This window comes from Mucilaginibacter metallidurans (assembly GCF_003286435.2).
GTDB lineage: Bacteria > Bacteroidota > Bacteroidia > Sphingobacteriales > Sphingobacteriaceae > Mucilaginibacter > Mucilaginibacter gossypii.
Genome location: NZ_CP043449.1, coordinates 5,398,513 through 5,420,478 on the forward strand (window position 1 = coordinate 5,398,513; position 21,966 = coordinate 5,420,478).

The 21,966-nt window shown below is 41.5% G+C and carries 28 protein-coding genes; 20 read left to right on the plus strand and 8 right to left on the minus strand.

The window, feature by feature from the left end:
• The 15 genes from DIU38_RS22855 (at position 1) to DIU38_RS22920 (ending at position 9,786) form a co-directional block, all read left to right on the plus strand.
• Positions 1-669: a hypothetical protein gene (locus tag DIU38_RS22855; protein WP_129567794.1), complete on the plus strand. Its 669-nt coding sequence runs from the start codon at positions 1-3 to the stop codon at positions 667-669.
• Entirely contained in the window at positions 666-1,355 is a 690-nt protein-coding gene (locus tag DIU38_RS22860; protein ID WP_112571105.1) for a DUF1345 domain-containing protein, read from the plus strand. The genes DIU38_RS22855 and DIU38_RS22860 overlap by 4 nt, the downstream gene beginning before the upstream one ends.
• Before the next feature lie 22 nt (positions 1,356-1,377).
• Positions 1,378-1,533, plus strand: a complete 156-nt coding sequence (locus DIU38_RS33195; RefSeq protein ID WP_167516253.1) for a hypothetical protein — start codon at positions 1,378-1,380, stop codon at positions 1,531-1,533.
• Positions 1,534-2,160: 627 nt separating this feature from the next.
• Positions 2,161-2,553 carry a single-stranded DNA-binding protein gene (locus tag DIU38_RS22865; protein ID WP_112571103.1) on the plus strand — a complete coding sequence of 131 codons (393 nt, stop codon included), beginning with the start codon at positions 2,161-2,163 and terminating at the stop codon, positions 2,551-2,553.
• Positions 2,554-2,603: 50 nt separating this feature from the next.
• Positions 2,604-3,671: a DUF932 domain-containing protein gene (locus DIU38_RS22870; protein ID WP_112571101.1), complete on the plus strand. Its 1,068-nt coding sequence runs from the start codon at positions 2,604-2,606 to the stop codon at positions 3,669-3,671.
• 40 nt (positions 3,672-3,711) lie between these two features.
• Positions 3,712-4,056: a penicillin-binding protein gene (locus DIU38_RS22875; RefSeq protein ID WP_112571099.1), complete on the plus strand. Its 345-nt coding sequence runs from the start codon at positions 3,712-3,714 to the stop codon at positions 4,054-4,056.
• 3 nt (positions 4,057-4,059) lie between these two features.
• Positions 4,060-4,734, plus strand: a complete 675-nt coding sequence (locus tag DIU38_RS22880) for a hypothetical protein (RefSeq protein ID WP_112571098.1) — start codon at positions 4,060-4,062, stop codon at positions 4,732-4,734.
• A 4-nt stretch (positions 4,735-4,738) separates the two neighbouring features.
• Positions 4,739-5,341: a PRTRC system protein E gene (locus DIU38_RS22885; protein WP_112571096.1), complete on the plus strand. Its 603-nt coding sequence runs from the start codon at positions 4,739-4,741 to the stop codon at positions 5,339-5,341.
• A gap of 12 nt (positions 5,342-5,353) precedes the next feature.
• The gene (locus DIU38_RS22890; protein WP_112571094.1) at positions 5,354-5,572 is read left to right on the plus strand and encodes a PRTRC system protein C; all 219 of its coding nucleotides are present in this window, start codon (positions 5,354-5,356) and stop codon (positions 5,570-5,572) included.
• A gap of 75 nt (positions 5,573-5,647) precedes the next feature.
• The gene (locus tag DIU38_RS22895; RefSeq protein WP_112571092.1) at positions 5,648-5,827 is read left to right on the plus strand and encodes a hypothetical protein; all 180 of its coding nucleotides are present in this window, start codon (positions 5,648-5,650) and stop codon (positions 5,825-5,827) included.
• A gap of 17 nt (positions 5,828-5,844) precedes the next feature.
• Entirely contained in the window at positions 5,845-6,804 is a 960-nt protein-coding gene (locus DIU38_RS22900; protein ID WP_112571090.1) for a hypothetical protein, read from the plus strand.
• Positions 6,801-7,520 (plus strand): PRTRC system protein B, encoded by a 720-nt coding sequence (locus DIU38_RS22905; protein ID WP_112571088.1) that lies wholly within the window; start codon positions 6,801-6,803, stop codon positions 7,518-7,520. The genes DIU38_RS22900 and DIU38_RS22905 overlap by 4 nt, the downstream gene beginning before the upstream one ends.
• Positions 7,517-8,323: a PRTRC system ThiF family protein gene (locus DIU38_RS22910; RefSeq protein ID WP_112571086.1), complete on the plus strand. Its 807-nt coding sequence runs from the start codon at positions 7,517-7,519 to the stop codon at positions 8,321-8,323. The genes DIU38_RS22905 and DIU38_RS22910 overlap by 4 nt, the downstream gene beginning before the upstream one ends.
• Before the next feature lie 6 nt (positions 8,324-8,329).
• A complete protein-coding gene (locus tag DIU38_RS22915; protein WP_112571084.1) occupies positions 8,330-8,512 on the plus strand; it encodes a hypothetical protein in 183 nt (60 codons plus the stop codon).
• A 140-nt stretch (positions 8,513-8,652) separates the two neighbouring features.
• Positions 8,653-9,786, plus strand: a complete 1,134-nt coding sequence (locus DIU38_RS22920) for a hypothetical protein (protein WP_112571082.1) — start codon at positions 8,653-8,655, stop codon at positions 9,784-9,786.
• 98 nt (positions 9,787-9,884) lie between these two features.
• Here the strand turns inward: DIU38_RS22920 and DIU38_RS22925 are convergent, their stop codons facing one another.
• The 6 genes from DIU38_RS22925 to DIU38_RS22945 form a co-directional block, all read right to left on the minus strand.
• Positions 9,885-10,985, minus strand: a complete 1,101-nt coding sequence (locus DIU38_RS22925; protein WP_167516254.1) for an ATP-dependent DNA helicase — start codon at positions 10,983-10,985, stop codon at positions 9,885-9,887.
• Positions 10,895-13,561, minus strand: a complete 2,667-nt coding sequence (locus DIU38_RS22930) for an AAA family ATPase (RefSeq protein WP_149354154.1) — start codon at positions 13,559-13,561, stop codon at positions 10,895-10,897. Before DIU38_RS22930 ends, DIU38_RS22925 begins: the two co-directional genes overlap by 91 nt.
• A 187-nt stretch (positions 13,562-13,748) precedes the next feature.
• The gene (locus tag DIU38_RS22935; protein ID WP_112571078.1) at positions 13,749-14,240 is read right to left on the minus strand and encodes a GNAT family N-acetyltransferase; all 492 of its coding nucleotides are present in this window, start codon (positions 14,238-14,240) and stop codon (positions 13,749-13,751) included.
• A gap of 406 nt (positions 14,241-14,646) precedes the next feature.
• Entirely contained in the window at positions 14,647-15,309 is a 663-nt protein-coding gene (locus tag DIU38_RS22940; protein ID WP_112571076.1) for a hypothetical protein, read from the minus strand.
• Entirely contained in the window at positions 15,309-15,479 is a 171-nt protein-coding gene (locus DIU38_RS33200) for a hypothetical protein (RefSeq protein WP_167516255.1), read from the minus strand. The genes DIU38_RS22940 and DIU38_RS33200 overlap by 1 nt, the downstream gene beginning before the upstream one ends.
• Positions 15,480-15,604: 125 nt before the next feature.
• Complete coding sequence (locus DIU38_RS22945) at positions 15,605-16,786, minus strand: hypothetical protein (protein ID WP_112571074.1); 1,182 nt, start codon at positions 16,784-16,786, stop codon at positions 15,605-15,607.
• Positions 16,787-16,905: 119 nt separating this feature from the next.
• On the opposite strand from DIU38_RS22945, the gene DIU38_RS22950 reads away from it, so the two are divergent.
• Positions 16,906-17,385, plus strand: a complete 480-nt coding sequence (locus DIU38_RS22950) for a response regulator (RefSeq protein ID WP_112571072.1) — start codon at positions 16,906-16,908, stop codon at positions 17,383-17,385.
• 283 nt (positions 17,386-17,668) lie between these two features.
• Here the strand turns inward: DIU38_RS22950 and DIU38_RS22955 are convergent, their stop codons facing one another.
• Positions 17,669-17,926, minus strand: a complete 258-nt coding sequence (locus DIU38_RS22955) for a hypothetical protein (protein WP_112571070.1) — start codon at positions 17,924-17,926, stop codon at positions 17,669-17,671.
• Positions 17,927-18,057: 131 nt separating this feature from the next.
• Here DIU38_RS22955 and DIU38_RS22960 point away from each other — a divergent pair, with 131 nt between their 5' ends.
• The 3 genes from DIU38_RS22960 (at position 18,058) to DIU38_RS22970 (ending at position 19,379) form a co-directional block, all read left to right on the plus strand.
• Positions 18,058-18,300 carry a helix-turn-helix domain-containing protein gene (locus DIU38_RS22960; protein ID WP_112571068.1) on the plus strand — a complete coding sequence of 81 codons (243 nt, stop codon included), beginning with the start codon at positions 18,058-18,060 and terminating at the stop codon, positions 18,298-18,300.
• A 177-nt stretch (positions 18,301-18,477) separates the two neighbouring features.
• Entirely contained in the window at positions 18,478-18,744 is a 267-nt protein-coding gene (locus DIU38_RS22965) for a hypothetical protein (RefSeq protein ID WP_112571066.1), read from the plus strand.
• Between the two features lie 29 nt (positions 18,745-18,773).
• A complete protein-coding gene (locus tag DIU38_RS22970; RefSeq protein WP_112571064.1) occupies positions 18,774-19,379 on the plus strand; it encodes a hypothetical protein in 606 nt (201 codons plus the stop codon).
• Between the two features lie 15 nt (positions 19,380-19,394).
• Here the strand turns inward: DIU38_RS22970 and DIU38_RS22975 are convergent, their stop codons facing one another.
• Positions 19,395-19,964: a helix-turn-helix domain-containing protein gene (locus DIU38_RS22975; protein ID WP_112571062.1), complete on the minus strand. Its 570-nt coding sequence runs from the start codon at positions 19,962-19,964 to the stop codon at positions 19,395-19,397.
• A 659-nt stretch (positions 19,965-20,623) separates the two neighbouring features.
• Between DIU38_RS22975 and DIU38_RS22980 the strand changes: the two genes are divergently transcribed.
• Positions 20,624-21,931 carry a TlpA family protein disulfide reductase gene (locus DIU38_RS22980; RefSeq protein ID WP_112571060.1) on the plus strand — a complete coding sequence of 436 codons (1,308 nt, stop codon included), beginning with the start codon at positions 20,624-20,626 and terminating at the stop codon, positions 21,929-21,931.
• Positions 21,932-21,966: the final 35 nt, after the last annotated feature.

The following is a 21,966-nucleotide window of genomic DNA, read 5'->3' on the forward strand; positions in this document are numbered from 1 at the left end:
ATGACAAAACGCATGATTATCCCCGAAGCATATCCCCGAAACCCCATAGCCTGGCTATGGGGAGGGGTTTGCCATGTTATATTATTATCCCTTCTTTGCCTGTTCTTTCAGGCCAAGGGACAGTCCGCTGGTAGCGGGCAATATTCCCAAAAATATCGGCCAGCAGATTCATTACGGTCGGAAAAATTCCGGATAACCTATGCCATGGCCGCATTTCCTGTACGAACCACTCCGAGCGCTGACGGTCGTCTCTCCTGGATGAATTATGGGTTGCAACTTGGGGTTAATTATCGTTTACACCGAAACTTGTTTTTACAACTGGAGGGCGCAAAAAATTTCGGCACCGATCGCACCTATTATTCGCAGTATGGTTTGCATCTGGGTTATGATTATTATGTTACCCGCGAAACGAATGCTTTCATCATGACCCCATTTCTGGGCTATAATTTTTTCAACTTTCGTCAAAAAGAACGTGGTCTTAAAGGGCATGCCAACTATCTGATCGGCGGGTTGGGTTACAGCCTGGAAATCAACCAACGATTGTCCGTCTATGCTTCGACTGGTCTGAGCGATCTCAAACTTAGCGGTGACCCATTGTTATATCCGACCAATATTTCCGTTTCTCTTGGATTCATGGTTAAGCTGTTACCACATCAAAATTCTAAATGACAAGATCAAAAAAACTAAATATCAACCGGCTTGACGCCCACCATAAATTATACGTTGCACTAACGCTGGCGGCCATTTGCTGGATCGTGACAAGAGGCGAATTAGCTGCATCTACCCAGTTTATGGTGGTCTGGCTAACCTATGCGCTAATTTCATTAACACTTTCAGCGCTAACGATCTTCAACGTACACCCCGCTGTCATACATCAGGATGCCCACGCCCAGGATTCGAGCAAGACGCTGGTTTTCCTGTTCGCCATATTCGCTTCAGTAGCCAGCTTATTCGCCATCGTTCTTTTGCTTCGTAGCGGCTCGGGTAGCGATGCACGGCAGTTAACACTTCATGTGTTGTTGTCCCTGGCTTGTGTGGTCGCCTCCTGGGTATTGGTTCATACTATTTTTACTTTCCGCTATGCCCATTATTATTACTGTGATATAGAGGATGGCCAGGATTCTAAAACCTATAAACCTGGCGGCTTAGCCTTTCCGAACGAACCCAAACCTGACTACCTGGATTTTGCCTATTTCTCATTTGTTATCGGGATGACCTTTCAGGTTTCAGATGTACAGATCACATCCCGGAGAATCCGAAGGCTGGCTTTGCTTCACGGGCTGCTTGCATTTTCTTTTAACACCATTATCGTAGCCTTGAGCATCAATGTGATCGCAGGGCTGGTTCAAAAATAAACTTGTCTAAAAAACGCCCGAAATGAATACGAACGAACAAATGATAGCCGAGATGGAAGAGCATCTGTGTGCCGCGCAAGGACTTATGGGGCCTGAGTTTTTACTTAAAATAGAACAGGCAGCTCTTTTGGCCACTGATACGATCAATAACGGTAAAAAGCTATTGCTTTTTCGGTAACGGAGGCAGCTCGAGCGATGCCGGGACATTGCCGCTAAATTTACCGGCCGCTATGTAAAAGAATACTTCTGCGCTTACCGCGATCAGTAATGATTATGGATTTGCGTCGTATTTTCCCTTAAGGCGGAAGCGCTCGTCCTGGCCCTTGCACCTTTCTAACCCCAATTATGGCATCCCCTTCCGGGCCGGGCTTTCCGCTATATCTTCTATCGAAGGATGCCGCTCTAATCCCATGATGCGGAAAAGTGAATGGTGATCTTTTTGCTATTGTCTGAGATCATTTTTAGTTATTGTTTTTCCATCATTCCTGCTGCCGGAGATCTTTATCGCCTGCGGCTCCAATGGCATTTTTTTATTTAATCAATGAATATTTTAAACGAAACGGGTAAAAAGCGCAGCTAAAATCAAGCCCGGATCTGTCGTTGGGTTTGCAAAAGACTACGGCATAAACGGTTTCCTCCCCGCCTCTGGCGGGTCCCCTCCAATTATTCCGTTTCCTTTTGCCCGTTGCCGGGGCTTTAAGATTTGCTTTCTTTTTTCCCTTTTTCTTTTAAAAATAATCAATCAGGGCAAGGCGGCGAAAGGAAAAGCAAACAACAAATTATTCATTATTAAACATTAAAAATTATGCTATTCACAGGAAGATTAACCGCAAACGCAGAAGTAAATGCGGTCAAAGGGGACAAACAGGTAATCAATTTTACCGTAGCCATTAACCAAAAATGGAAAAACAAAGCGGGCGAAAAAAAGGAAAAAACCGCATTCGTTGACTGCGCTTACTGGCGCAACTCCGGTATTGCCGAATACCTCACCAAAGGGGCAGTAGTAGAAATTTCGGGATGGATGGAAGCACAAGGCTACCAAAGCAAAAAGGATGGTATCAAGGCAAGACTAATTTGTACCTGTGACACCATCAAACTGTTTTCATTAGTCGCAAAAACCGAAGCTAAAGCAGAACAAAAGGAAACCGCACCCTATACCACAGGCGCAGGGGCTGACGACGATGATTTGCCATTCTAACCGCTATTAACATTCATTTCAATTTTCAAAACAGCTAAAAAATAAAAATCATGGGACACAACTTAAATTATAACGAAGCAAATCAGGAATACAGCTTTTTCAGCGTAAAGGAAAGGGCATGGCACGGATTGGGTAAAATCGTAGAGCAATACCCGACCAGCGCCGAAGCCATCAAATATGCAGGGCTTGACTATTTCGTAGAAAAACGCCCTTTGTTTACCTATGACACCGAAAATCATACAGGCGACCCCGACAACGATATACTAATCCCTGAAATCGAAGTGCCTAATTACTTCGCTACCATCCGCACCGATAATGAGCAGGTATTAGGTGTAGTCGGCAAAGATTACGAAGTCATACAAAATGTAAATGCCTTTGAGTTTTTTGATGCCATCGTAGGTGGCGGGGACGGGATTTTATACGAAACCGCAGGGGCATTGGGCAGGGGCGAGCGCATATTTATCACCGCCAAACTGCCCGGCTATATCCGTGTAGGAAAGGACGATTTTATCGAGCAATACCTTTTCCTGACCACTTCACATGATGGTTTCGGTAGTATCACCGCAGCTTTTACACCGATTAGAATAGTTTGTAACAACACCCTTAATGCTGCTTTAGCCAACCATTCGGGCGCAATCAAAATCCGTCATACCGCATCGGCTAACGACCGCTTAAAACAGGCGAATACCTTAATGGGCATCAGTTCCAATTTAGGCGCAGATTTACAGGACGTGTTTAACAATTGGTCAAAGGTACGTATCACCGATAAGGAAGTGAAAAAACTAATACAGGTTGCTATGGCTCCTAATAAGGAAGTCCTTAAAAATCTCGAATTAGGCAAGGACGATGAACTTTCAACCACCTACACCAATATGGTTGACAAAGTATATGAGTATGCTTTAAGCAGTCCGACACAGCAAATGGAAACGACCGCAGGAACGGTGTTTGGTGCTTATAATGCCGTGACAGGTTACTTTCAAAATGTCCGCAACTACAAGGACGAAGAAGCCAAATTTAAATCCATTATAGAGGGAACAGCCAAACAAAGGGCGCAAACCGCCTTTAACCTTTGCCGTGATTTTTCCAAAAATGGCGCAAATGCCTTAATCCTTAATTAACCATCAGGGGGAGCAATCCCCCTCATTTAAAAAGCATAACATGACACGTTCAAATTTATATATCATCCTGACCAATGGCGAAGCGATAATTTGTGTTGCGGACAGTAGTAGCGCACCCGAACAAGGGTACATCGTTGAAAAACTTTTGCTCCCGCTATTATCACTCAACGATGCAGATGCGGAACTGGCTTTACTAACCGAGCATTGCGCACTAAACGAACTACGTACCAATGCGACCTACCGTTATGAAATCAATCTGCAAACTAAAAACGTAGCGTTTTTTGACGAGATATATTTCTTTAAAACGGACATCTTCCGAAAGGGCGAGAACCTGACCCGCAGGTACACCGCTTACCTGTCATCCATCGAAAACAAAACCTTGTAAAGCATGAAAACGATAACCTTAAAACTATACAGTTTTAACGAACTGGATAAGGAAGCCAAAGAAAAGGCATTGACAACTTACAGGGATTTGAATATCGATTTTGATTGGTGGGATGATGAACTGGAGGACTTTATAGAACTGTGTTCCTACTTAGGCATAGCGGTCAATAAGGATAGTATCAAATTCAGGGGTTTCTATTCCCAAGGCGATGGTAGCGGTTTCTCCGCAATAGTGGACATACCCAAACTGCTTATCGCAGTGGCTAACCAATCGTGGAAAGATTTTGCCCCGATGCAGGAGTTTGTATTTGGTATTCCAGAGATTAACCGCAGGGTGATTGCATTGGTCGCTAATGGCCTGTTGCCAAGCGAACCACAAATCATTTGCAGGTCAAGGCAGTTTGGCGTAGTAACGGATTTAGGCATTTCGGAAGTTATCAAGGACGGTAAAACGCACGACAACATCTTTGAGGAACTGGATAAACTCGAAGAATGGCTACGTTCGGTCGCTGAAATCCTGAACCGTCACCTGTACAAATCTCTCGAAAATCAATACGATTTTCTAACCAGTGATACCGCCATCAAAGAAAGCATTTTAACGAATGAATACCTGTTTACCGCAGACGGCAGGTCGGCAAACCACTTAATTGAACTCAATAAACGGACACCTAAAAATTAAAATCATGACAACGAACTTTTTTCAAAATATAGCAAGCCTTAATCTTCCCGGCACATGGAAGTTAGTCATTCAAACCGATGCAGACGGCAACATGACCGTATCTGAATTATTTAACGCTACCTGCGGGGATAAAGCGGTAAAGCTGATTATCCCTTATACACTCACAGGCACAGCGCAGGATTTAGACGAGGCATTTTTTACCAAGATTACCGAGCCTGTAGTAAAAACCGCCGAACTGCAAACCAATTTAGAAGCGCATTTAAAAAGCGTAGAACAGGCAAAAGCAGCTTCTAAATTGGTACAGGATGCAAAAGCTAAAGAAGCAAAAGATGCAAGAGAAGCCAAAACAAACACAGCGACTAAAAACACAGGGGATGCCGAAATTCCCGAACCAAAAATCAGCAAGGAGGACAAGAAAAAAGCTTACGATGAAGCGATGAGCAACGTAACAGAACTCATTAAAAAATTCAAGTTTTCCGAAGCCCTGACCATCCTGCCGAGCGTGGAAGAACACCCCAACAAAGAAAACGAACTAAAAAAGAAACGCCAGTATTTGGAGCAACAAGCCAACCTGTACGAGAAAGCATTATTGAATTACAACTCCTAAAAAAACACAGCCATGTTAGAAACGAAATTACTACCAAGAGTTTTTGTCCATACCGAAAACGGGCAAAAAATACACCTGACCGACCCTAACGAGGATTTTAGCCCCGAAGCAGTATGCAACTATTATGCGAACCTGTACGCCATTCTGACTACCGCCAAAATTTCAGGGCCTGAGTTTGTGGACGACTGCCGGGAATATGAATTTGTGTCCACCATAGGGGTGAAAGGATAGGCGATGACCACCATGAGCCTCCCAAAAAAACACATCGGCTCATGGTAGCTTCATTGCCATTAAAGAACAAATAATATGAATGAAAACACCAAAGAGAACAAAGGATTAATCAAAGAACGCAATCAGCAACAATGGAAACTACATCAGCAACTCGCACACTTCGTAAAAGACCTCGACAGGCTACCCGATGCGCAGGAAGCAAGGCTCAACCGCCCGAAATCCGCACCGCAGAACCTGTTACCAATGGTTTTTTAAGGCACAGCTTTATGCCCATGTACCAGACCGCAACAGACTTGCCAAAACAATCAGCAGTAGAGGGGGATTTTTTTAAATCCCTCTCCTACCTCACTAAACATTATGGGCTAAACCTGACCAAATACCGCCAGTTACCCTATCCCTATAATATCCTGATGGCGCAAAAGGAGGTCAACCGCCAACTGAAAAAAAAGGGCAGGTGTCGGGAACTGCTGATCGTGGAACAGGAAGACAATCATACCTGCCTGACCGTTAAGGAAACGTTTAATCAGGATTTTGGCTTGTTTTATATCCCGGTGATGCCCATTTATGACCTGTGGCAAAACCCTGAACATACCCATTGTGCCGAATTGATTACCGCCGTTTGCGCCTACCTGTATATCGAAGCGGATGTAACTTATTACCGGGACGAAGACACCTATATGTTTTACAATTATGAAATACTGGAAGAATGGATAACCGAGGGTAAGGACGACATGGAAGAAGACGATTATAACAGGCAAAAAACCGCTTATGACAACGCCCTGAAACAAGGGGATTTTATACAGGAAAAAATGATGGCAACAGGTTTCCGCCATAGTCTGGACAGCCTTATAGCCAACTTTAATGCCCTAAGCGATTTTGAGAAGGAATGCCTTACCGTTGCCCAAAAATGTTGGGACTTATGGCAGACCTTTCCCAAAATGAACCTTTTTAAACATGCCAGTTTACAGGATTATGAGGTGGAGGATTACGAGGATAATTATGTAGCCATGCACGAGTATTTCTCTTTTGTCGGGAGCGTGAACGATAGCGTAAGCGATACTTTGCGGGATATGGTGAACAACGATTTTAATGAGCGTGCCCGTTATCAGGAGCCTGAAGTCGTTACTTTTTTTAATCAGGCACAACCCCGCTATACAGATGAACTGGCCTATGAAGATAAGCTATACCTGCTTATCGATGATTTATGTACCCTTTTATACCACAAGCCATGAAAGACTTAACGAATACTTTTGGAAATTTATACCAGCCTGTAAAAGCCTTGCTTATCCTGCAAAAAACAGGCAATGGGCATCAATCCGATTTTTATATCGAAAGTTATGATATGGACGTTTCGGGTTGCCCCATCAACGGCCATCCGCTATCTATTCAGGAAAGCCATAAATTAGCAAAAGCGTTACAGGTAAATGAAAAAAAGGCGCAGGGTTTTTTAAACCCAAAAGGCTTGATGCCCGTTAACGTGCTAACCATCAATAGCAGTTCATCCGGCTTTGCGGTATGGCACACGCCACCCCAACAAATCAAACTGCTTTTCATAGAAAACCTCGGCATCCCATCAGAAATGGCGCATATCCCTGCAATGGTTTGGAAAGCAGGGAAAAATAGCCTACAGGTTTTTGTTATAACCGATACGGAATTTACAGAAAATACCCCTTTATATCATGCCCCGTTTTTTAATGTCTATCCTGACGGCAGGGTTTGCATGGGTAATGTGCGCATCAGCATCCCCAAAGATTGCGGGTTAGAACAGTTTATGGAACTATGGCAAAGCTATTTTTTCAATAGCTATTTCAGTCACCTGTTTAGCGGGCATCAGCCTGTAAAAGGAAACATCGTACAGCTATGGCAACACCTGACCAAAACAGGGGAGCAGTTCCCGACAGATGTATTGATACCCAATAAATTTCAAATTAAACACCTCATCAAATGAAAACATTAACACCCATACATATTACGGATAACTACCTGATAAACCCTACCAATCCTATTACCGTTAACCTTATCGGTTGCGGTGGTACAGGTAGCCAAATGCTGACCAACCTCGCAAGAATAAATCAGGCCATGCTTGCGCTTAACCATCCCGGTCTTATGGTTTTTGCCTATGATGATGATACGGTTAGCGAGGCCAACCTCGGCAGACAGCTATTTGCGGAAGCAGAAATCGGCTTGTACAAGAGCGTTGTATTGATTAACCGCATTAACCGTTTTTTTGGTACGAACTGGAAAGCGGTAACGCAACGCTATGATGCCGACTACGTGGAAGCGCAATCCAACGATGGCAAGGCCAATTTGTTCGTTACCTGCGTGGACAATGCCGTTTCGAGGTTTGAAATCGCTACAATATTGGAAGGCTTTACAGGCTACCAAAGCTATGAACGAAACCGCCCTTTATACTGGATGGATTTAGGGAACAGCAAAGACACCGGGCAGGTAGTTTTGTCAACAATAGGCAACCACAAACAACCAGAATCTAAGAAGTATGCACCCGTGGGAAACCTGCCGTTTGTTACCGAAACTTTTAAGGAACTGTTAGAAACGGCAGACGCTACTGACAACACGCCAAGCTGTTCCTTAGCCGAAGCCCTGACCAAACAGGATTTATTTATCAATTCTACTTTGGCGAACATGGGTTCATCCCTGCTATGGCAACTGTTTAAGGAGGGCTTGCTGTTTAATAGGGGCTTCTTTATGAACCTCCATGATTTCAGGACACAACCACTAAAAGTAGCCTAAACAGTCATGAAGATAGTAGATATTAACGGGAAAATAATCACCGTAGAAAATTTGGATTTAGCTATCCTGCAAGCGGACGATTACCGCCACTACAGGCATGCCAATCCCTCATTCAAATCTTTGGATGAGGGCTTACAGGCTTATTGGGAAGATGTTTATCAAAAATTGCTCAGGCTAAGAAACGAATAAAAATCGCGCCATCCTGCCACTTGCTGCTTTCATCCGCAACAGGCAGGATGGCGTGTTGGGTCGCCAGACTTTCATAAAATCAATCCTGCCTCCGGCTATCCTTGCTTTTCTGAAACACTGGCCTATTTCAAATTAAGATCATGGTAAAGATTAAAGAAGGCTATATAATGACAGCCCGTGAAAAGGCTGAATTTGACAGGGTAAATGCCTTGCCCCGTAAAACAGCAGGTCGAGTGGACTATTATTATAAACCGCAGACCAAATACCCGCCGCGTATTTATGTTTACATGCACGCCGAAACCTGGTGCGACCGTAACCGCAGGCCGATGGGCTTATTTTATGCGCACCCGTTTTTGTCCCGGCCAATGAACCGGGAGGAAATAGAATACCATCATTTTGACATCCGCCTTTGCTACCACCAATACGAGGATTGGGATAAACTCATTTATGCAGAGCAGCAGGAGGCGGAAGAACTGAATAAGGAATCAGCCGGAACTGGCAGTGATTTTTTGGAAAAGCTTATGGGCTATAGGGAAAGATATACCATTGGCAAGCAGGAAAATAGCAAACGGGTGACAAGGACAGAAATTCCTGAAAAGGAGGAAAGCACAATGATCCGTGACCTGATACAGCATGGTCAAAACTACAGCGTGACCGAAATCGGGGAAAGACTGAGAACGGAACAAATTGGGAAGAAAAGATTGGCTATCCTTATCCTGCTACGGGAATTATACAGAAATGCGTCGGGCGAATCCATCAAACTAACTATAACCGCCAGCGATATTGAGCGTAAAGTCTTTGTTTCACAGGAATGTATCAGGAAAAATTTTGTAAGGCGGGTATTTCAAAAGAACCCGCTGTTTGCAATCGAAGAAATACAAACCCGTTACCCCGACTTTAACGAAACGATGCTCTACCATGACCTGAACAGGAAAAAAGCGAAAAGCAAAAGAAAGAAAACTAAACCCATCGTTGACCTGCGCCGTTGCCAGTTGGAGAAACTGGCCCGAAAACTTAGTCTTGAAGATATAAGCGAACAGGACTATCAAAGTACCTGTTGCCGGATAGTCCTCTTGCAAAATGCCCATACACTCCGCCTGCCGATTCCTTTAACCGTAACCCTGAATAAGGATACGCTGGTTTATTCTTTCAACTGGCGAACCAGGGAAACCGTGGTAAAATCCTTTGTGGATTTAGCGAACACACAGGGCATGACACACGAGCAATTGGGTAAACGGTATCAGGAAATAACCGGTTCCAATTATAGTTTTTGAAAATCTTTTGGACGGCCCCGGCAGAGCCGGGGCCCCAACGCCGCCTGTTTAGGTATAAGTGAGGTTCCCTGTAAACAGGCAGCGCTTTGTTTTATAAATTAATTGAGTTCATAATGATGATCTGAAAACCTGTTGCCCGATGTCTTCTTTAGGTTTAGGTGTTTGATATCATCAATCACCTCATTAAGTTTTTTCATGTCCACGCCTTCCAGGTCATCGGTTGTTACCAAATCATCAAACTTGTTATCACCGATAAATTGCCCTTTTCTTTCCTGCCAGTCATTCCAGTATTTACGCAGGTCAAGCATTCCCAAATGCTCCCAGTAAATTGTTTTACCATTTTGAAGGTATATGGTAAAATCAGGGTGGATCTTGTATAGCAGACCGGGAATTTCTAAAGGGAACTCATATTTGAAGTTTAACCCGCTTTTCTGCAAGGCCTGGTAAATGATCAGTTCGATTTTTGAGGAAACGGTTATTCCCGGTTCCGGTGAGAATTTACCCACCTTAATCTCCGGTTTCCTGAAAATAGAGGTTCGCCGTGGCAAAAGCGCCGAGGTTTTTTTGGCTTTCATCAGCAGGTTTTCTCCGGTTTCCTGTATAAAAATGAACAGTCTGAATTTGGAGCGGGTGAGCGCAGTATACAAAAGCTCCTTGTTCAACAAGGCTGTCTTTTTGGGGATGATCATAAACACATTTCGGAAATCACTGCCCTGTGATTTATGAACCGTAATCGCGTAACCGAGGTCAAAGTTTTCCTGGTCATCTATGGAGTTCAAAATACGGTCGGCATCCCTGAAAAAGTATTGTTTTTCCTGTTTCCACCAGTTTTTAGTTTTTTTGTATTTATAATTCACTACCCCCATGGAGCCATTGGAAAGGGCAAGCCTGCGGTTTGTCCCATAGCCCCAATACCAGTTATTAAGCCGGATGATCTTTTCAGACTGCCTGAATACATCTTCCTCTTTTCCCCTGGTATCTACATAACGGTATTGTCCCTGAATAAGCCGGTTAATGCCAACTGTCCCGAAATAGTCGGTACGGTAAGGGGTCAGCACCTGGAAAGATTCCAATTGCAATACGTCCCGCCATTTAAGGTTCTGATTGTTCACATAGCCGCTGTCATACAATTTGAAAAGCAGGTTGAGCTTGGGAAAATGATCTTCGGGGATAGGAGCAGGTATTTCCAGTGTAAACACTTCCTCCAGTGCGGTGAGTACCTTTTGATGAAGGACTTCTTCATTGGGCCATTTATACACATATAGACCCTTGCTCTTTTTACCCTCCCGCTATCGATCAGGTTAAAAGCCTGCTCATAACACCTTGTTTTTTCGGTGAACGCTTCTGCCAGCTCTAAAATATTTTCATCATTCTCTTGTCTGCAGTTGGAGGTTAAATGGATATAGTATTGTGCAGCGAGCCGGTCATCAGATTTTAGGTAAGTGATCATATCGTGAAATGGCTTGCCCATGCCAATTGGGGGTAGCTGATTTTCATCACCCACCAGGATCACTCTTTTAGGGTATTGTTCATTAATGCAGATGATGGAAAACAGGATGGACAGTTTGTTAAGATCGAGCATGGAAGATTCATCAATAACGAGGTTATCGATCCTGATCTTATCTTCATCATCCAGTTCAAAGGCCGCATCCCAATTATCGTTCAGATATCCGAATCCTTTATGATAAATATAACTGTCAATGGTCTTGGCCTCAATACCCTCCAAAGTAGTATGTGCCTTTATGTTTTCCGTGAGTCTTAATGCAGCCTTACCGGTCGGTGCCAGGATGACTACTTCTTCCCCCAAAGAGTTTAAGTGCTCAATGACCTTACTGGTTTCATAGGTTTTTCCCGCTCCCGGCTTGCCGGTAAGCACAAAAAGTGCCTTCTCAAAAACGTTTTGGTAAAGCTGTTTTCTTTCGTTCGTAAAGATCTCAACCTGTTCCGTTGTTTTGACAATTTCGGCTAATTTGGCAAGACTGCTTTTGATATGTTTAGCAATATCAATATTGCCGCGGTAGGCTGTCTTTCGGTTCATAAGGGTGGTGATGGTTTCCTCCACATAAGCCTCGGCCTGTTTGACGATCTTCAGGTAGATGTATTTTTCTTTTTTGGATTCCTCGATATAGAGTTTTTCAAGAAAGTGGGCTTTATAATAATCATCCAGCAACAGGATGGCCTCATCGTCAAGTTTGATACCTGATTTGTAGATCAGTGGATATTCGTAAAGGTTATCTAACGTTTCTTTGGCCGAACTGTAACAATGGCCCTGGCTACTGATCTGCCATAGGTAATTAATGATTACCGAACGTAACCGCTGCGGGCTGTCCTCCTTTAAACGCTGCATCTTCCGGTGCCGGGTCATAAAGTTGGTGTCAGGGATCATACCCATATCCACTTTAAAAACATCTATGGGTTCATCCTGCATATCCGGGATGTCCAGGTTATCCTCATCAGGCTCATATTCCTCATAAAGGATATAAGGGTTTTCCTCAATGATTTTAAGCAACGGTTTATCCTTAATGATCTTATTGACCTGGTGCTCCGTTAATATAAATAGCGATAGCTTACTGAACGACTTATGATACTTTTTAAATTGCTGGCTCTCGGCCAGGTCAAGCAAAGTATCTTCAAAAGGCATCAGGTAGCCAGGGAAATCTTCTGCCAATATCGAATCGAAGATTTTTTGCAGGTCATAGTCATTGTTAGCATTGAACCGGATGATCTTCGCCAGCTCATCAGCTTTCTTTTTGTCTTCAATGAGGTAATTCAGCACATGCGCCAAGGCGGGATAAATGCCCCTTTTCTCCCAAACACCCCTGATCAGCTTTTCAATTTTTTCCTGCTCCGCTTCATAGTCGGTTTTAACAACGACCTGGTTATGATCCTGGATCTTCAAAATCGCTTTGCGGATTTTGTAGAGCAGGTAGAGGCATTTATCATCATCAATGTCCATGCTCACATACTTAAATCCTTTGATAAGTGATTCTTCATCTGCGACCACCTTGATATCTTCCAGTAAGCTTGCTGCATCGGGGTGCGCGTCAGTATAGGCCAGATATTCATGGTAAGGTAACAATAAGGCGCTCTCCGGATCATGGCTGAATTGCAGCATCCAGTTCATCGTAGGAAAGTTTTTCATGGTTTCATCATCCTGCCAATTTCCGTCCTTAAACTTCTTACCGGGTGCCCTCCAATCCGCAACCTCTTCATCACTTAGGTCATAATGTTGCGGTACGGGCAATTCGCTGACCAGGGAACAACCCAAAATCAGGTATTTCATATCATCACCTGATACCGGGTTATCATAGTTGGCGTAAAAAAACAGGACGGATTGCTTAGGAATGAATTTTTGGATATAATTATCAATCCGTTGGTCGAGGTCCGGCCAGTAATTACCATGAAGCGCCTTGCTTTCTTTGCCATGAACGAATGATAGCTTAAAGGGCCAGGTGATTACCGAGTATTTGCGCAGGGTTTCAGGTATCCTTTGTTCTATCGAATCAAAGGCGTGCTGATGTTCCACAGGGATATCCTGATCACCGAATGCATTAATGCTCCAATAACAGGGTGGGACGTTTCCGGGTGTAAAGTTTTTGGCGACATATTCCCCGCGAACACCATCGCTTTGCTCGTAGGTTGTGTTTTTTCGCTTCTCGATCCTGCCGGATAACAGGGAATGAACGCCCGTACAATAGGTATTGGATGCCGGGTCGCAACAAACTTTACCGTTCCATTTGTTGTCATGCCAGGCCATTCGAACAGTTAAATGCATAAGGACAAGGTTATTGAATAATATGGTTTTATATCCGGGTTAAATTAGATAAAAAAACCTTGCCGATAAATTATTATGGATTTAATTGAGGAATCTATACGCTTCAGCCGCGAGCTATCACAACTATTTGAGCCAGGCTGCCGGGAATAATTGTTAGTATCAGTAAGTAAGCAGAGAATTACAGCCCTTAAATACCTTGGCGTATCAGTAAACTTAAGTCCTGCTTGTAAACTTTACCCACTGGTTTAAAACCAAACTTACCCAATATATGTATCATTGCGGGTTTTCGGGTACTGGCAAATATGGCCTTATCATTTAGGTGCGGAAACATGGCAGTAAGCAACTGTTGGCAAAGCTTTAAGCCTTCGTAGTCAGAGTGCGTAACCACGTAGCCTAATTCAGCATTGTAATCATCTTTCATTTCAGGCACACCGGCATCTTTAAACACGCTATCCCGGTAAGAACTTAACGGAGTTTTGAGACAACATACACTTATGACCAGGTCTCCTTTAAGAATGACCGCTAAAAGTGCGGCCCGGTGCAGGCCGACTTTGATCAATTCGGGCTTAATCTGTCCGCCTTCCTGTATCAATTCCTGTACCTGCTTGATGATTTGGTTGGAAAATTCGGCAGGCTTATCGATAAGAAGATGTTCTTTTGCTGGTACCGTTTTTTCCATGAGTGGCAGATGATATAAGTAATATTAAAGATGCAATAAATAATTGAATATGCCCATGATCAGAACCCGTATCGCCGGTTAACTTTAAACTATATAACCATGATAAGTATGTTTGTATATTAGCGTGTCATTGCTTTTGCATGTAATTATAGTTATAATTGTTTAATCTCTATTCGATATATATTCGGTTGATAATCAGAGTTGTTTTAAAAAAAGACAGTGATGAAGAAATGGGGCATTGGTCGCGAGAAATACCTGACTGCAGCGGGAATTAAAGAGAGATTTTCAGACCAGACAATCTTTGCGGTTCTACTTCTGATATTGTGGTTTTTGGTTTTTTTATGGAAAGGTTAAAATTCATAAGCACAATTGGCCAACAAAGTTCTTTATCACTGTTGTTTACTATTTAGGCACTGCCATATTTTTTGTCGAGCCACTTCATAAAATCAAAACCCTTCCTGGGATTAAAAAACCCTTGAATACAATCCGGGTTCCGGATACAGATTTGTATATGGCTTTTCTCAAAAATGCCTGCACCGGTAAAGGCTGGCCCGCCCTCAGTAAATACGCCCCTGGTGGAATCAAACAGCTTGATCTCGCTGAATCCCTTAGCCGCAATTTCTGCCTGGTATTGTTTATATATCCCGGCATGCATGTACTCTATAGTTGTACAATCCAGCACTCTTAAAATCTTATCTTTATGAATATCGTGGGCGAGATCTTTATTTTCAGGAAGTTCCTCTCCGAGCGCGTGATATCGGCTGGCCATCAATCGGTAATGGAATTTTAACAGCTGAATATAGCGGCTATCTAAAAAATCACAACAATAATTTAAATGAAGAACAGCGCCAACAACTGCAGGGACTTTGATCTCTCCGCGCTTCTTTTTGTCTTTGGCCCATTGTAAGGCCCTGTCGTAGTTGTTTTCCCAAAAGTACATGCCATGACCAAGCCAGTCATAAGGCTTTTCACTCAACTGAATCGTACTGGAACTATTGATGAGCTTGTTCTTGATCTCTTCTTCGCAGCCGTGAAAACCAATGATCAGATTTGGCCGGGATTCATACATCAGGCAGATTTAACCAGTTTAGTTAAGATAGCATACGGCGCGGTGAACTCTCCTTTGTCGTTCTTGATGCCTGCCGAAATAAAGGATTGAAGCGCCTGTTCCTTTGTAGGAACGGTTTTAAGTTCTTCTTTAACCAGGTCGGTCAATTTTTTTAAATCCTTGTCGCTCATGATCGTAATGATTAATAACAAATATCGGCAAATTAATTTAATTACTCAAATCATTATTATACGTCTGATGCCAGGCCTGGTATAGTTACCGGCCAGTATATTACCGGCCAGATGCTCATCTTTAACTAATTATAATTGGACAGGTTATAGTTGGCATTGAGCCAGTTGATCATGCCGATCAGGTGTCCTTTTAGTTTTTGTGCAGTAGCGAATTCTACGTCGGTGGATTTTTTTTGCAAGCTATCCGGAGAAATATACAACGTGTTGGGTGTATAAAAGTGGCCGGCGAAAAATTTGAATAGCTCGCCAAGATTTTCCTTTGCCAGGAACCCTTTTTCAATTTGCATCCTGATGAACAGGCCAAACTGCGGAACCGGTAAATTGATCAGGAAGCGCGTATTTGTTTTTGCATTCTTAGTATCTCGTATAAATCTCCGCTGTAACTTAACCCTTTTTTTTGCGAAAGTATATTTACCGTTTACAAATTCACCCAGTTCCATAAATAGACTCCTGTTCTTAGAGGGCATGATCAATCCTTTTTCGGTCGTCAGGTTATAAAGCCTGTCCTTTTCTGCTAATAACATTTCTCGTTGTTCATGCAGGCCGGGAATGTCATCCAGGCGCTCCCTGAGCCGGTGTAGATAATAGAGGTAAAACGCTTGTATGTTAAAATCGTGAATGATCAGCAGGTCGGCCAGTTTTTTGTTGTCTAACTCAGAATCGTTTAACAGCAGATCCATCAGGGAGGAAATGTACCTCGTGTCATCCCAGGTGATGTCCTTTTTATTGATAAGCGCTGAGATGCCGGGTATTACAATATCCAATAGTGCTTTATCAATAACGAACTCATTAAAATGACCGCATAATTTATAAAACTTTTTTTTCAAGCCGGGGATAACATGTCGCAAATTTGCCTGTGATATTTTTACGCCAGCTGCCGCTCCCGGAAAGGATTCACCGAGCGACAACAGGAGCTCTTCCAATAGATTAAAGGAATAATAGTAATGTTCCCTGATAATCTTCGCCTGGGGATGGTTTTTTAGAAAAACGGAATTTTTTAAAATGTAGGAATTCAGCGTATTGCTTAAAATAACAATGCCGGTAATTAAACGCTCAATGTGCTTTGCATCATGCTCCTGTAGATTCAAAGGCCATTCTGAAACTTTAAGAAGTATAGCGGTAACTTCTTTTTTCAGGAAATTTTTCCATTTATTGAATTCTAAAGTAGTGATATGTTTGCCCGTAAAATTTTTAGGGTCTATTGACTCTTGTACAAATAGCCGCAGTTGGATAGATATAAAGTTCATAAATGATGCTAAAAATTTGTTTTTGAAACAATAAAATTTACTTCCAAAACTAAGCGGCCACCGAAGTGGTATAAATACTTATATCAGGGGTTTACGGTAACTAAATAGGGGTAGGTTTGATGACATACGGACAAATTCACCCAACCGGCAACGATTATTCTTCCAATTATGGTTTATCATTTAATATTTCTTTAAAAAATCCTATTTTTACTTATAAGGACTTCAAAGTAACCTATATGATAAGATGTATCGGGATAGATGATGAGTTTTCGTGCAATGAAATATTGACAGAGTATTGCAGCCGGATACCGTTCGTTGATCTTGTGGCTACTTTTACCGATCCGTTATTGGCATTGCCCTTAATTCAGGATGGCAAGCTGGATCTTATATTTCTTGATTTCTATATGAGCCCGATGAATGCGCCGGCTTTCCTCCCTCATGTTCCGTCTTCTGTTAAAGTTGTGATTACAACTTCCGAACGGCTGAGCCGCATAAAAGATTATCAATTGAATGTTGCGGAAATGATCAACAAACCCTACTCTTTTGAAAAGTTCCTGGCCCTTATGACAACATTCTATAAAAAACAAAAGAAACGCTGAAAATATCCCTTTTTACACTGACTTTAAAGTAAGTGTTGACAATCCGGAAAATACAGGTATATTTAAAAATCTTAGCACATTCCGTGCTATTGTGATAAGGTTTAGGTAAGAAAAGCCTGGCGCGATGCCTGGCTTTTCTCTTTTAAGACCGTTTTTGCATTTGAGAAAGCATCTTGGATTGTAACAATTTTGTTGTGTTATTCCACAACTACCATATTCCGGCCACCATAAACATCCGAAAACAACATAATTTGTGTTCAAAGGCATCTCTTCCGAATTGAGACTATTGGGATAGAGGATTGTTATTGAGTTTTTCGAGTTTCATCCGGCCCTGGTGCCACAGGTAAACCGCATCGATCAGCACGGCAAGCTTATCTCTGAACATTTCAAAATTCGGGCTATCCAAATTTTTGATATTGCTTCCCTTGTCAAAATAAGCGAACATCAGCCATCTGAAAAGTTCCTCGTCAACCTCGTTGAACGGCTCTTCTCCAAACAGATCTTCTATTTTTCTTTCCAAAAGCGATAATTCATTGCTCATTGTCAACAGTGTTTTTGATAAAGTCACGATAGGTGACAACATGACTATTATCAAAGTTAAACTTTGTTGTGATATGCCACAACAGCATTAACATTATATTATTCCAATTTCCCTAATCATTTACAAGGATAATGGTTAGCGATTTAGATAAGGGAATATTAATACAATTTGGAAAGCGTCTTAAGTTTTTAAGGCAGGCTAAAAACCTGACCCTCCGCAAAATGTCGCTGCTATGTAACGTAGAATATGCAGATATTCAGCGGTATGAAAGCGGAAAACAAAACATTACCCTCCTTTCTCTCGCCGAGCTGGCGAAAGCCCTCGAAGTTGAGCCCAAAGAATTGTTAGAGTTTAATCCGGAAGCTAGTCAATAGCGGTTTTCAACTCTTTTTTGCAATCCATAAATTATATTTTCGGGATAGACTGGTATAAATTCGGGAGATAAGTACATTTCCCCGTGGTAGCTATGTCGCTTATAAAATTAATTTTGTAAATGCCTGCTGAAGTGTTTGCCTGGCTTAAACCATATTTAACGCGGATACAATCAGGAAATGAAAAGAATCGATTTATTTGATAACCATCCAGTGTATAGCGTTTTGGGTTATCAGGTAATCGTAGGACTTATTCAACTGTTAACAGATGAAGGCTTGCTGGACGCTGAAGAGCGAAATGGCTGGTATATTAATTTCAGGGATTTTAGAGATAGCGCAGTGATGTTATATAGAGAAATGAACGATGATCAAAAAAAAGAGTTAATTAACTATCTACGGTATAAAGCCTATTTGGATAGTACCTGTAATAGTAATGAACTTTGTTAGATAAACCCCTAATCATTTGTTTGATTGTTATGATCATTAAGAAAATAAATACTAATCTTCTGCTCATGAGTAAGTGTAATCTTGTTTTCATAATTCTAATTATTCTATCCGTAAAATCAACTTTTAGTTTTGCGCAGTTACCCGTACAGGTCAGATCAGGGTTGATTGATATAAATGATGGTACGATTGGTAAGCCGAATGCCAATAAGTATTCCGCATTGACGGATAGCCTGGACAAAAACTTAAAAACTCATCCAAATGATACCTCCAGTTTGTTTTTCCGGGCAGTTCTTTATTTGAGTTTCAATAAGGTGATGGTAAATCCGGACCTGGGAAATAAAATCGCATTCAATAATTTGATTATAGCTAAAAACATGGCTGAAAAAGCGATTACATTAAAAATGCAGAACTTTTATTTAAAGGTACTGAGGGCCGAGATTTATAGAGAACTTAGTTTTAGATTAGGTGGCGATGAGTCGTGGAAGTTTAACAGTAAACAAATTGCAGACAGGAGAAAACAGTTTAACCAGTATAAAGAACTGGCCAATAAATATTATGATGAACTGGCCGTTCTTGATAATGGAAATGCTTATGATTATCAGAAATTAAAGGTGACCAATAAGTATCCATTATAAAAGTATATAAGGATTTTATTTTTTCTTTGTATTTCCTTTTCTGATCAGCTTTTTGCTAGTTTTTAAGTACAGATTGTTTCTGCCTTTTTTCTCCGAAACAAATAGCATATTTTCATCCACCAAACTTAAGAGAACCCCAGAAATCCTGGTTCTTATAAACGGGCTAATGTCTGTGATAACCTCCAATTCCAGTAACTTGAGTGCCACATCCCCTACTGATTGCTTCTGAGCAAAAAAATCGAAATCAGTATATAATTTTTTAATATTATAGGTTATAAAAACTCTGGATTGTTTCTTAGATGAAAGCTTGTATCTTGGACCATATGGGATGTTTATATCAAAAAATTCTGACAATGGATATAGCAAAGTTTGAGCATAGGCAATATAATAATTTATATCGACTGTTACCCCGTTTTCAATATCAACAATCGTTGAAGTAGAAAAACCTGTTAAATCTCCTGCGTCACTTAATGAATATTCAGATGTTATTCTTCGTTGCTTAAGTTTTTCTCCTAATATTTCGGTGGCGTTAGGAACCTTATATTTTTTCTTTCCTTTTTCTAAACGGAGGCTATCTTCTATCATTAATCAAATGAAGAGATATAGTATATACTTTTTTTAAGTTAATTAACTGTTGATTTGTATATATTAATCTAAATTGTTATATTTGATGTAAATTAAATGATGTGATTGCCTATAGATGTAAATTCAAATAGTTTATAACAACAATCTTAGGATTGAGTAAATACTACCGAAAGAACTTGTGGGGAAAAGTAGGACATTCAGAACACAAGAGTAGGTATGAACTCATTTCCTATGCTATCTTTGCATGGCATAAGGATTTGGGTCGCCTGCTTATTCTGTGTTCGGCCGTCTTCGGACGGTGGCCGTCCTACGCCTTCTCGGCAGAATAAGCACTAAAGGCGGCCCTGCCTTATGTTCATTTCTTTTGGTGTCATAAAAAGATATTAAAAGAAAATGAAGGTCATTCAAAAACAGATAAATTCATTGTTATTCTTCGATTACTATTCAAGTAATCGCTATCTGTTTTCTTTATTTATTACTCGAAAAATCACTTCCTTTTCACTCCAGAACCCGATCAAAAACATAATTTGTAGTCCCGAATAAATAGCGGGTAAAGGGCAGCCGATCAGTTAATAGTTAATCTCTGCATAAGGCTGCCGTTTCTTCTTTTCGTATTCATTTACGGCAATTATTATCAACTAACTCATTAACTGAATTACATGAAAAAAACTATACTAATAATAGTACTGGCTGTGCTTTGCCTAGATTTTGGAGCGCGTGCGCAGGACAAACCAAATATCACTGCTCTCAAAATCGGCGACCAAATTCCCGATATTACCATTAACAACCTCATTAATTATTCAGGAGCTGACGGCCAACCCGCTGCAAGCGTGAAATTATTCAACTTTAAAGGCAAGTTATTGATCCTTGACTTTTGGGCTACCTGGTGTGGTTCCTGTTTAGCGCATTTCCCCTTAACCGATAGCTTACAAAATGAATTTAAAGATGAACTGCAAATCCTTTTGGTCAATGCCCTAAACACAAAAGACACCAAAGGAAAAATCCTCACCACTCTGCGAAAGTTCGATAAATCGGGCATTTCAAAATTCAGTTTACCTTCTGCTACCGGGGACACGTTATTAGAAAAAATGTTCCCGCATTTTTCTATTCCCCATTATGTATGGATAGATCAAAATGGCATCGTAAAGTCTATTACTTCCGCCGATGAATTGACACGTGATAATATTATACGCTTTTTTAAAAATAATCAGGCACCTGTCCATCATAAAAGTGATTTTGATCCCACACGACCTCTTTATACAGTAAAAGAGCTTCCTACAGAACACCTATTGCAATTCAGTATGCTGCTAAAGGGGAAGATTGACGGGATCGGCGGTGGCGGGATGCGGGTTATAAATGATACGGCTCGCGGTATTATCCTGCACAACCGTAGCCTATTATCCATTTATCAAAGTGTCGTCGCTGGTATACTCCCAGGATTAAGCGAAAACCGGCTGTCGGTTGAAGTTAGAGATCCCTCCAAACTTTCTTTTAGGGCATCTAAAGAAAACAAAACCACCTGGGAAAGTGCAAACCTGTACAGCTATGAACTTATAGTTCCGCCAGATGAGATGGCTCATTTATATGACCGTATTCTGGAGGATATGAACAGGTACACCCCTTATAAAGCCCAATTTGAAAAACGGAAAATACACTGCTGGATACTGGAAAGATCGGGCCATACCGACCTAATGCATACAAAGGGAGGCCAATATATTGATGCGCTAACCGACAAAGTTAATCCCAGGCTTAACAATGCCCCCCTGCTCAATTTATGTATATATCTGAATAAGATTAGTAATAACGCCGTAATCCTTGACGATACGGGATATCTCCGAAACGTCGATCTGCAATTTAAGGATAGTGTAGTGGATATGGCTGCTATGAAAAAAAATCTCAGGCGATACGGTTTAAAACTTTATGCAGCATATAGAAAAGTTGAAATGCTGAGCATTAAGGATAAATAAAGAGGAGGAAATCAAAACTCAAATTTTAACAAATT

Excerpts from the sequence above, each read along its gene's own strand:
- DIU38_RS33200 (WP_167516255.1), bottom strand. The coding sequence starts at position 15,479 with ATGAGCGACAAGGATTTAAAAAAATTGACCGACCTGGTTAAAGAAGAA.
- DIU38_RS22955 (WP_112571070.1), bottom strand. The coding sequence starts at position 17,926 with ATGAGCAATGAATTATCGCTTTTGGAAAGAAAAATAGAAGATCTGTTT.
- DIU38_RS33195 (WP_167516253.1), top strand. The coding sequence starts at position 1,378 with ATGAATACGAACGAACAAATGATAGCCGAGATGGAAGAGCATCTGTGT.
- DIU38_RS22930 (WP_149354154.1), bottom strand. The coding sequence starts at position 13,561 with ATGCATTTAACTGTTCGAATGGCCTGGCATGACAACAAATGGAACGGT.
- DIU38_RS22905 (WP_112571088.1), top strand. The coding sequence starts at position 6,801 with ATGAAAGACTTAACGAATACTTTTGGAAATTTATACCAGCCTGTAAAA.
- DIU38_RS22870 (WP_112571101.1), top strand. The coding sequence starts at position 2,604 with ATGGGACACAACTTAAATTATAACGAAGCAAATCAGGAATACAGCTTT.
- DIU38_RS22965 (WP_112571066.1), top strand. The coding sequence starts at position 18,478 with ATGAAAAGAATCGATTTATTTGATAACCATCCAGTGTATAGCGTTTTG.
- DIU38_RS22860 (WP_112571105.1), top strand. The coding sequence starts at position 666 with ATGACAAGATCAAAAAAACTAAATATCAACCGGCTTGACGCCCACCAT.
- DIU38_RS22910 (WP_112571086.1), top strand. The coding sequence starts at position 7,517 with ATGAAAACATTAACACCCATACATATTACGGATAACTACCTGATAAAC.
- DIU38_RS22855 (WP_129567794.1), top strand. The coding sequence starts at position 1 with ATGACAAAACGCATGATTATCCCCGAAGCATATCCCCGAAACCCCATA.
- DIU38_RS22915 (WP_112571084.1), top strand. The coding sequence starts at position 8,330 with ATGAAGATAGTAGATATTAACGGGAAAATAATCACCGTAGAAAATTTG.
- DIU38_RS22945 (WP_112571074.1), bottom strand. The coding sequence starts at position 16,786 with ATGAACTTTATATCTATCCAACTGCGGCTATTTGTACAAGAGTCAATA.
- DIU38_RS22885 (WP_112571096.1), top strand. The coding sequence starts at position 4,739 with ATGACAACGAACTTTTTTCAAAATATAGCAAGCCTTAATCTTCCCGGC.
- DIU38_RS22940 (WP_112571076.1), bottom strand. The coding sequence starts at position 15,309 with ATGTATGAATCCCGGCCAAATCTGATCATTGGTTTTCACGGCTGCGAA.
- DIU38_RS22900 (WP_112571090.1), top strand. The coding sequence starts at position 5,845 with ATGTACCAGACCGCAACAGACTTGCCAAAACAATCAGCAGTAGAGGGG.
- DIU38_RS22865 (WP_112571103.1), top strand. The coding sequence starts at position 2,161 with ATGCTATTCACAGGAAGATTAACCGCAAACGCAGAAGTAAATGCGGTC.
- DIU38_RS22875 (WP_112571099.1), top strand. The coding sequence starts at position 3,712 with ATGACACGTTCAAATTTATATATCATCCTGACCAATGGCGAAGCGATA.
- DIU38_RS22880 (WP_112571098.1), top strand. The coding sequence starts at position 4,060 with ATGAAAACGATAACCTTAAAACTATACAGTTTTAACGAACTGGATAAG.
- DIU38_RS22950 (WP_112571072.1), top strand. The coding sequence starts at position 16,906 with ATGACATACGGACAAATTCACCCAACCGGCAACGATTATTCTTCCAAT.
- DIU38_RS22895 (WP_112571092.1), top strand. The coding sequence starts at position 5,648 with ATGAATGAAAACACCAAAGAGAACAAAGGATTAATCAAAGAACGCAAT.
- DIU38_RS22960 (WP_112571068.1), top strand. The coding sequence starts at position 18,058 with ATGGTTAGCGATTTAGATAAGGGAATATTAATACAATTTGGAAAGCGT.
- DIU38_RS22935 (WP_112571078.1), bottom strand. The coding sequence starts at position 14,240 with ATGGAAAAAACGGTACCAGCAAAAGAACATCTTCTTATCGATAAGCCT.
- DIU38_RS22970 (WP_112571064.1), top strand. The coding sequence starts at position 18,774 with ATGATCATTAAGAAAATAAATACTAATCTTCTGCTCATGAGTAAGTGT.
- DIU38_RS22980 (WP_112571060.1), top strand. The coding sequence starts at position 20,624 with ATGAAAAAAACTATACTAATAATAGTACTGGCTGTGCTTTGCCTAGAT.
- DIU38_RS22920 (WP_112571082.1), top strand. The coding sequence starts at position 8,653 with ATGGTAAAGATTAAAGAAGGCTATATAATGACAGCCCGTGAAAAGGCT.
- DIU38_RS22975 (WP_112571062.1), bottom strand. The coding sequence starts at position 19,964 with ATGATAGAAGATAGCCTCCGTTTAGAAAAAGGAAAGAAAAAATATAAG.
- DIU38_RS22890 (WP_112571094.1), top strand. The coding sequence starts at position 5,354 with ATGTTAGAAACGAAATTACTACCAAGAGTTTTTGTCCATACCGAAAAC.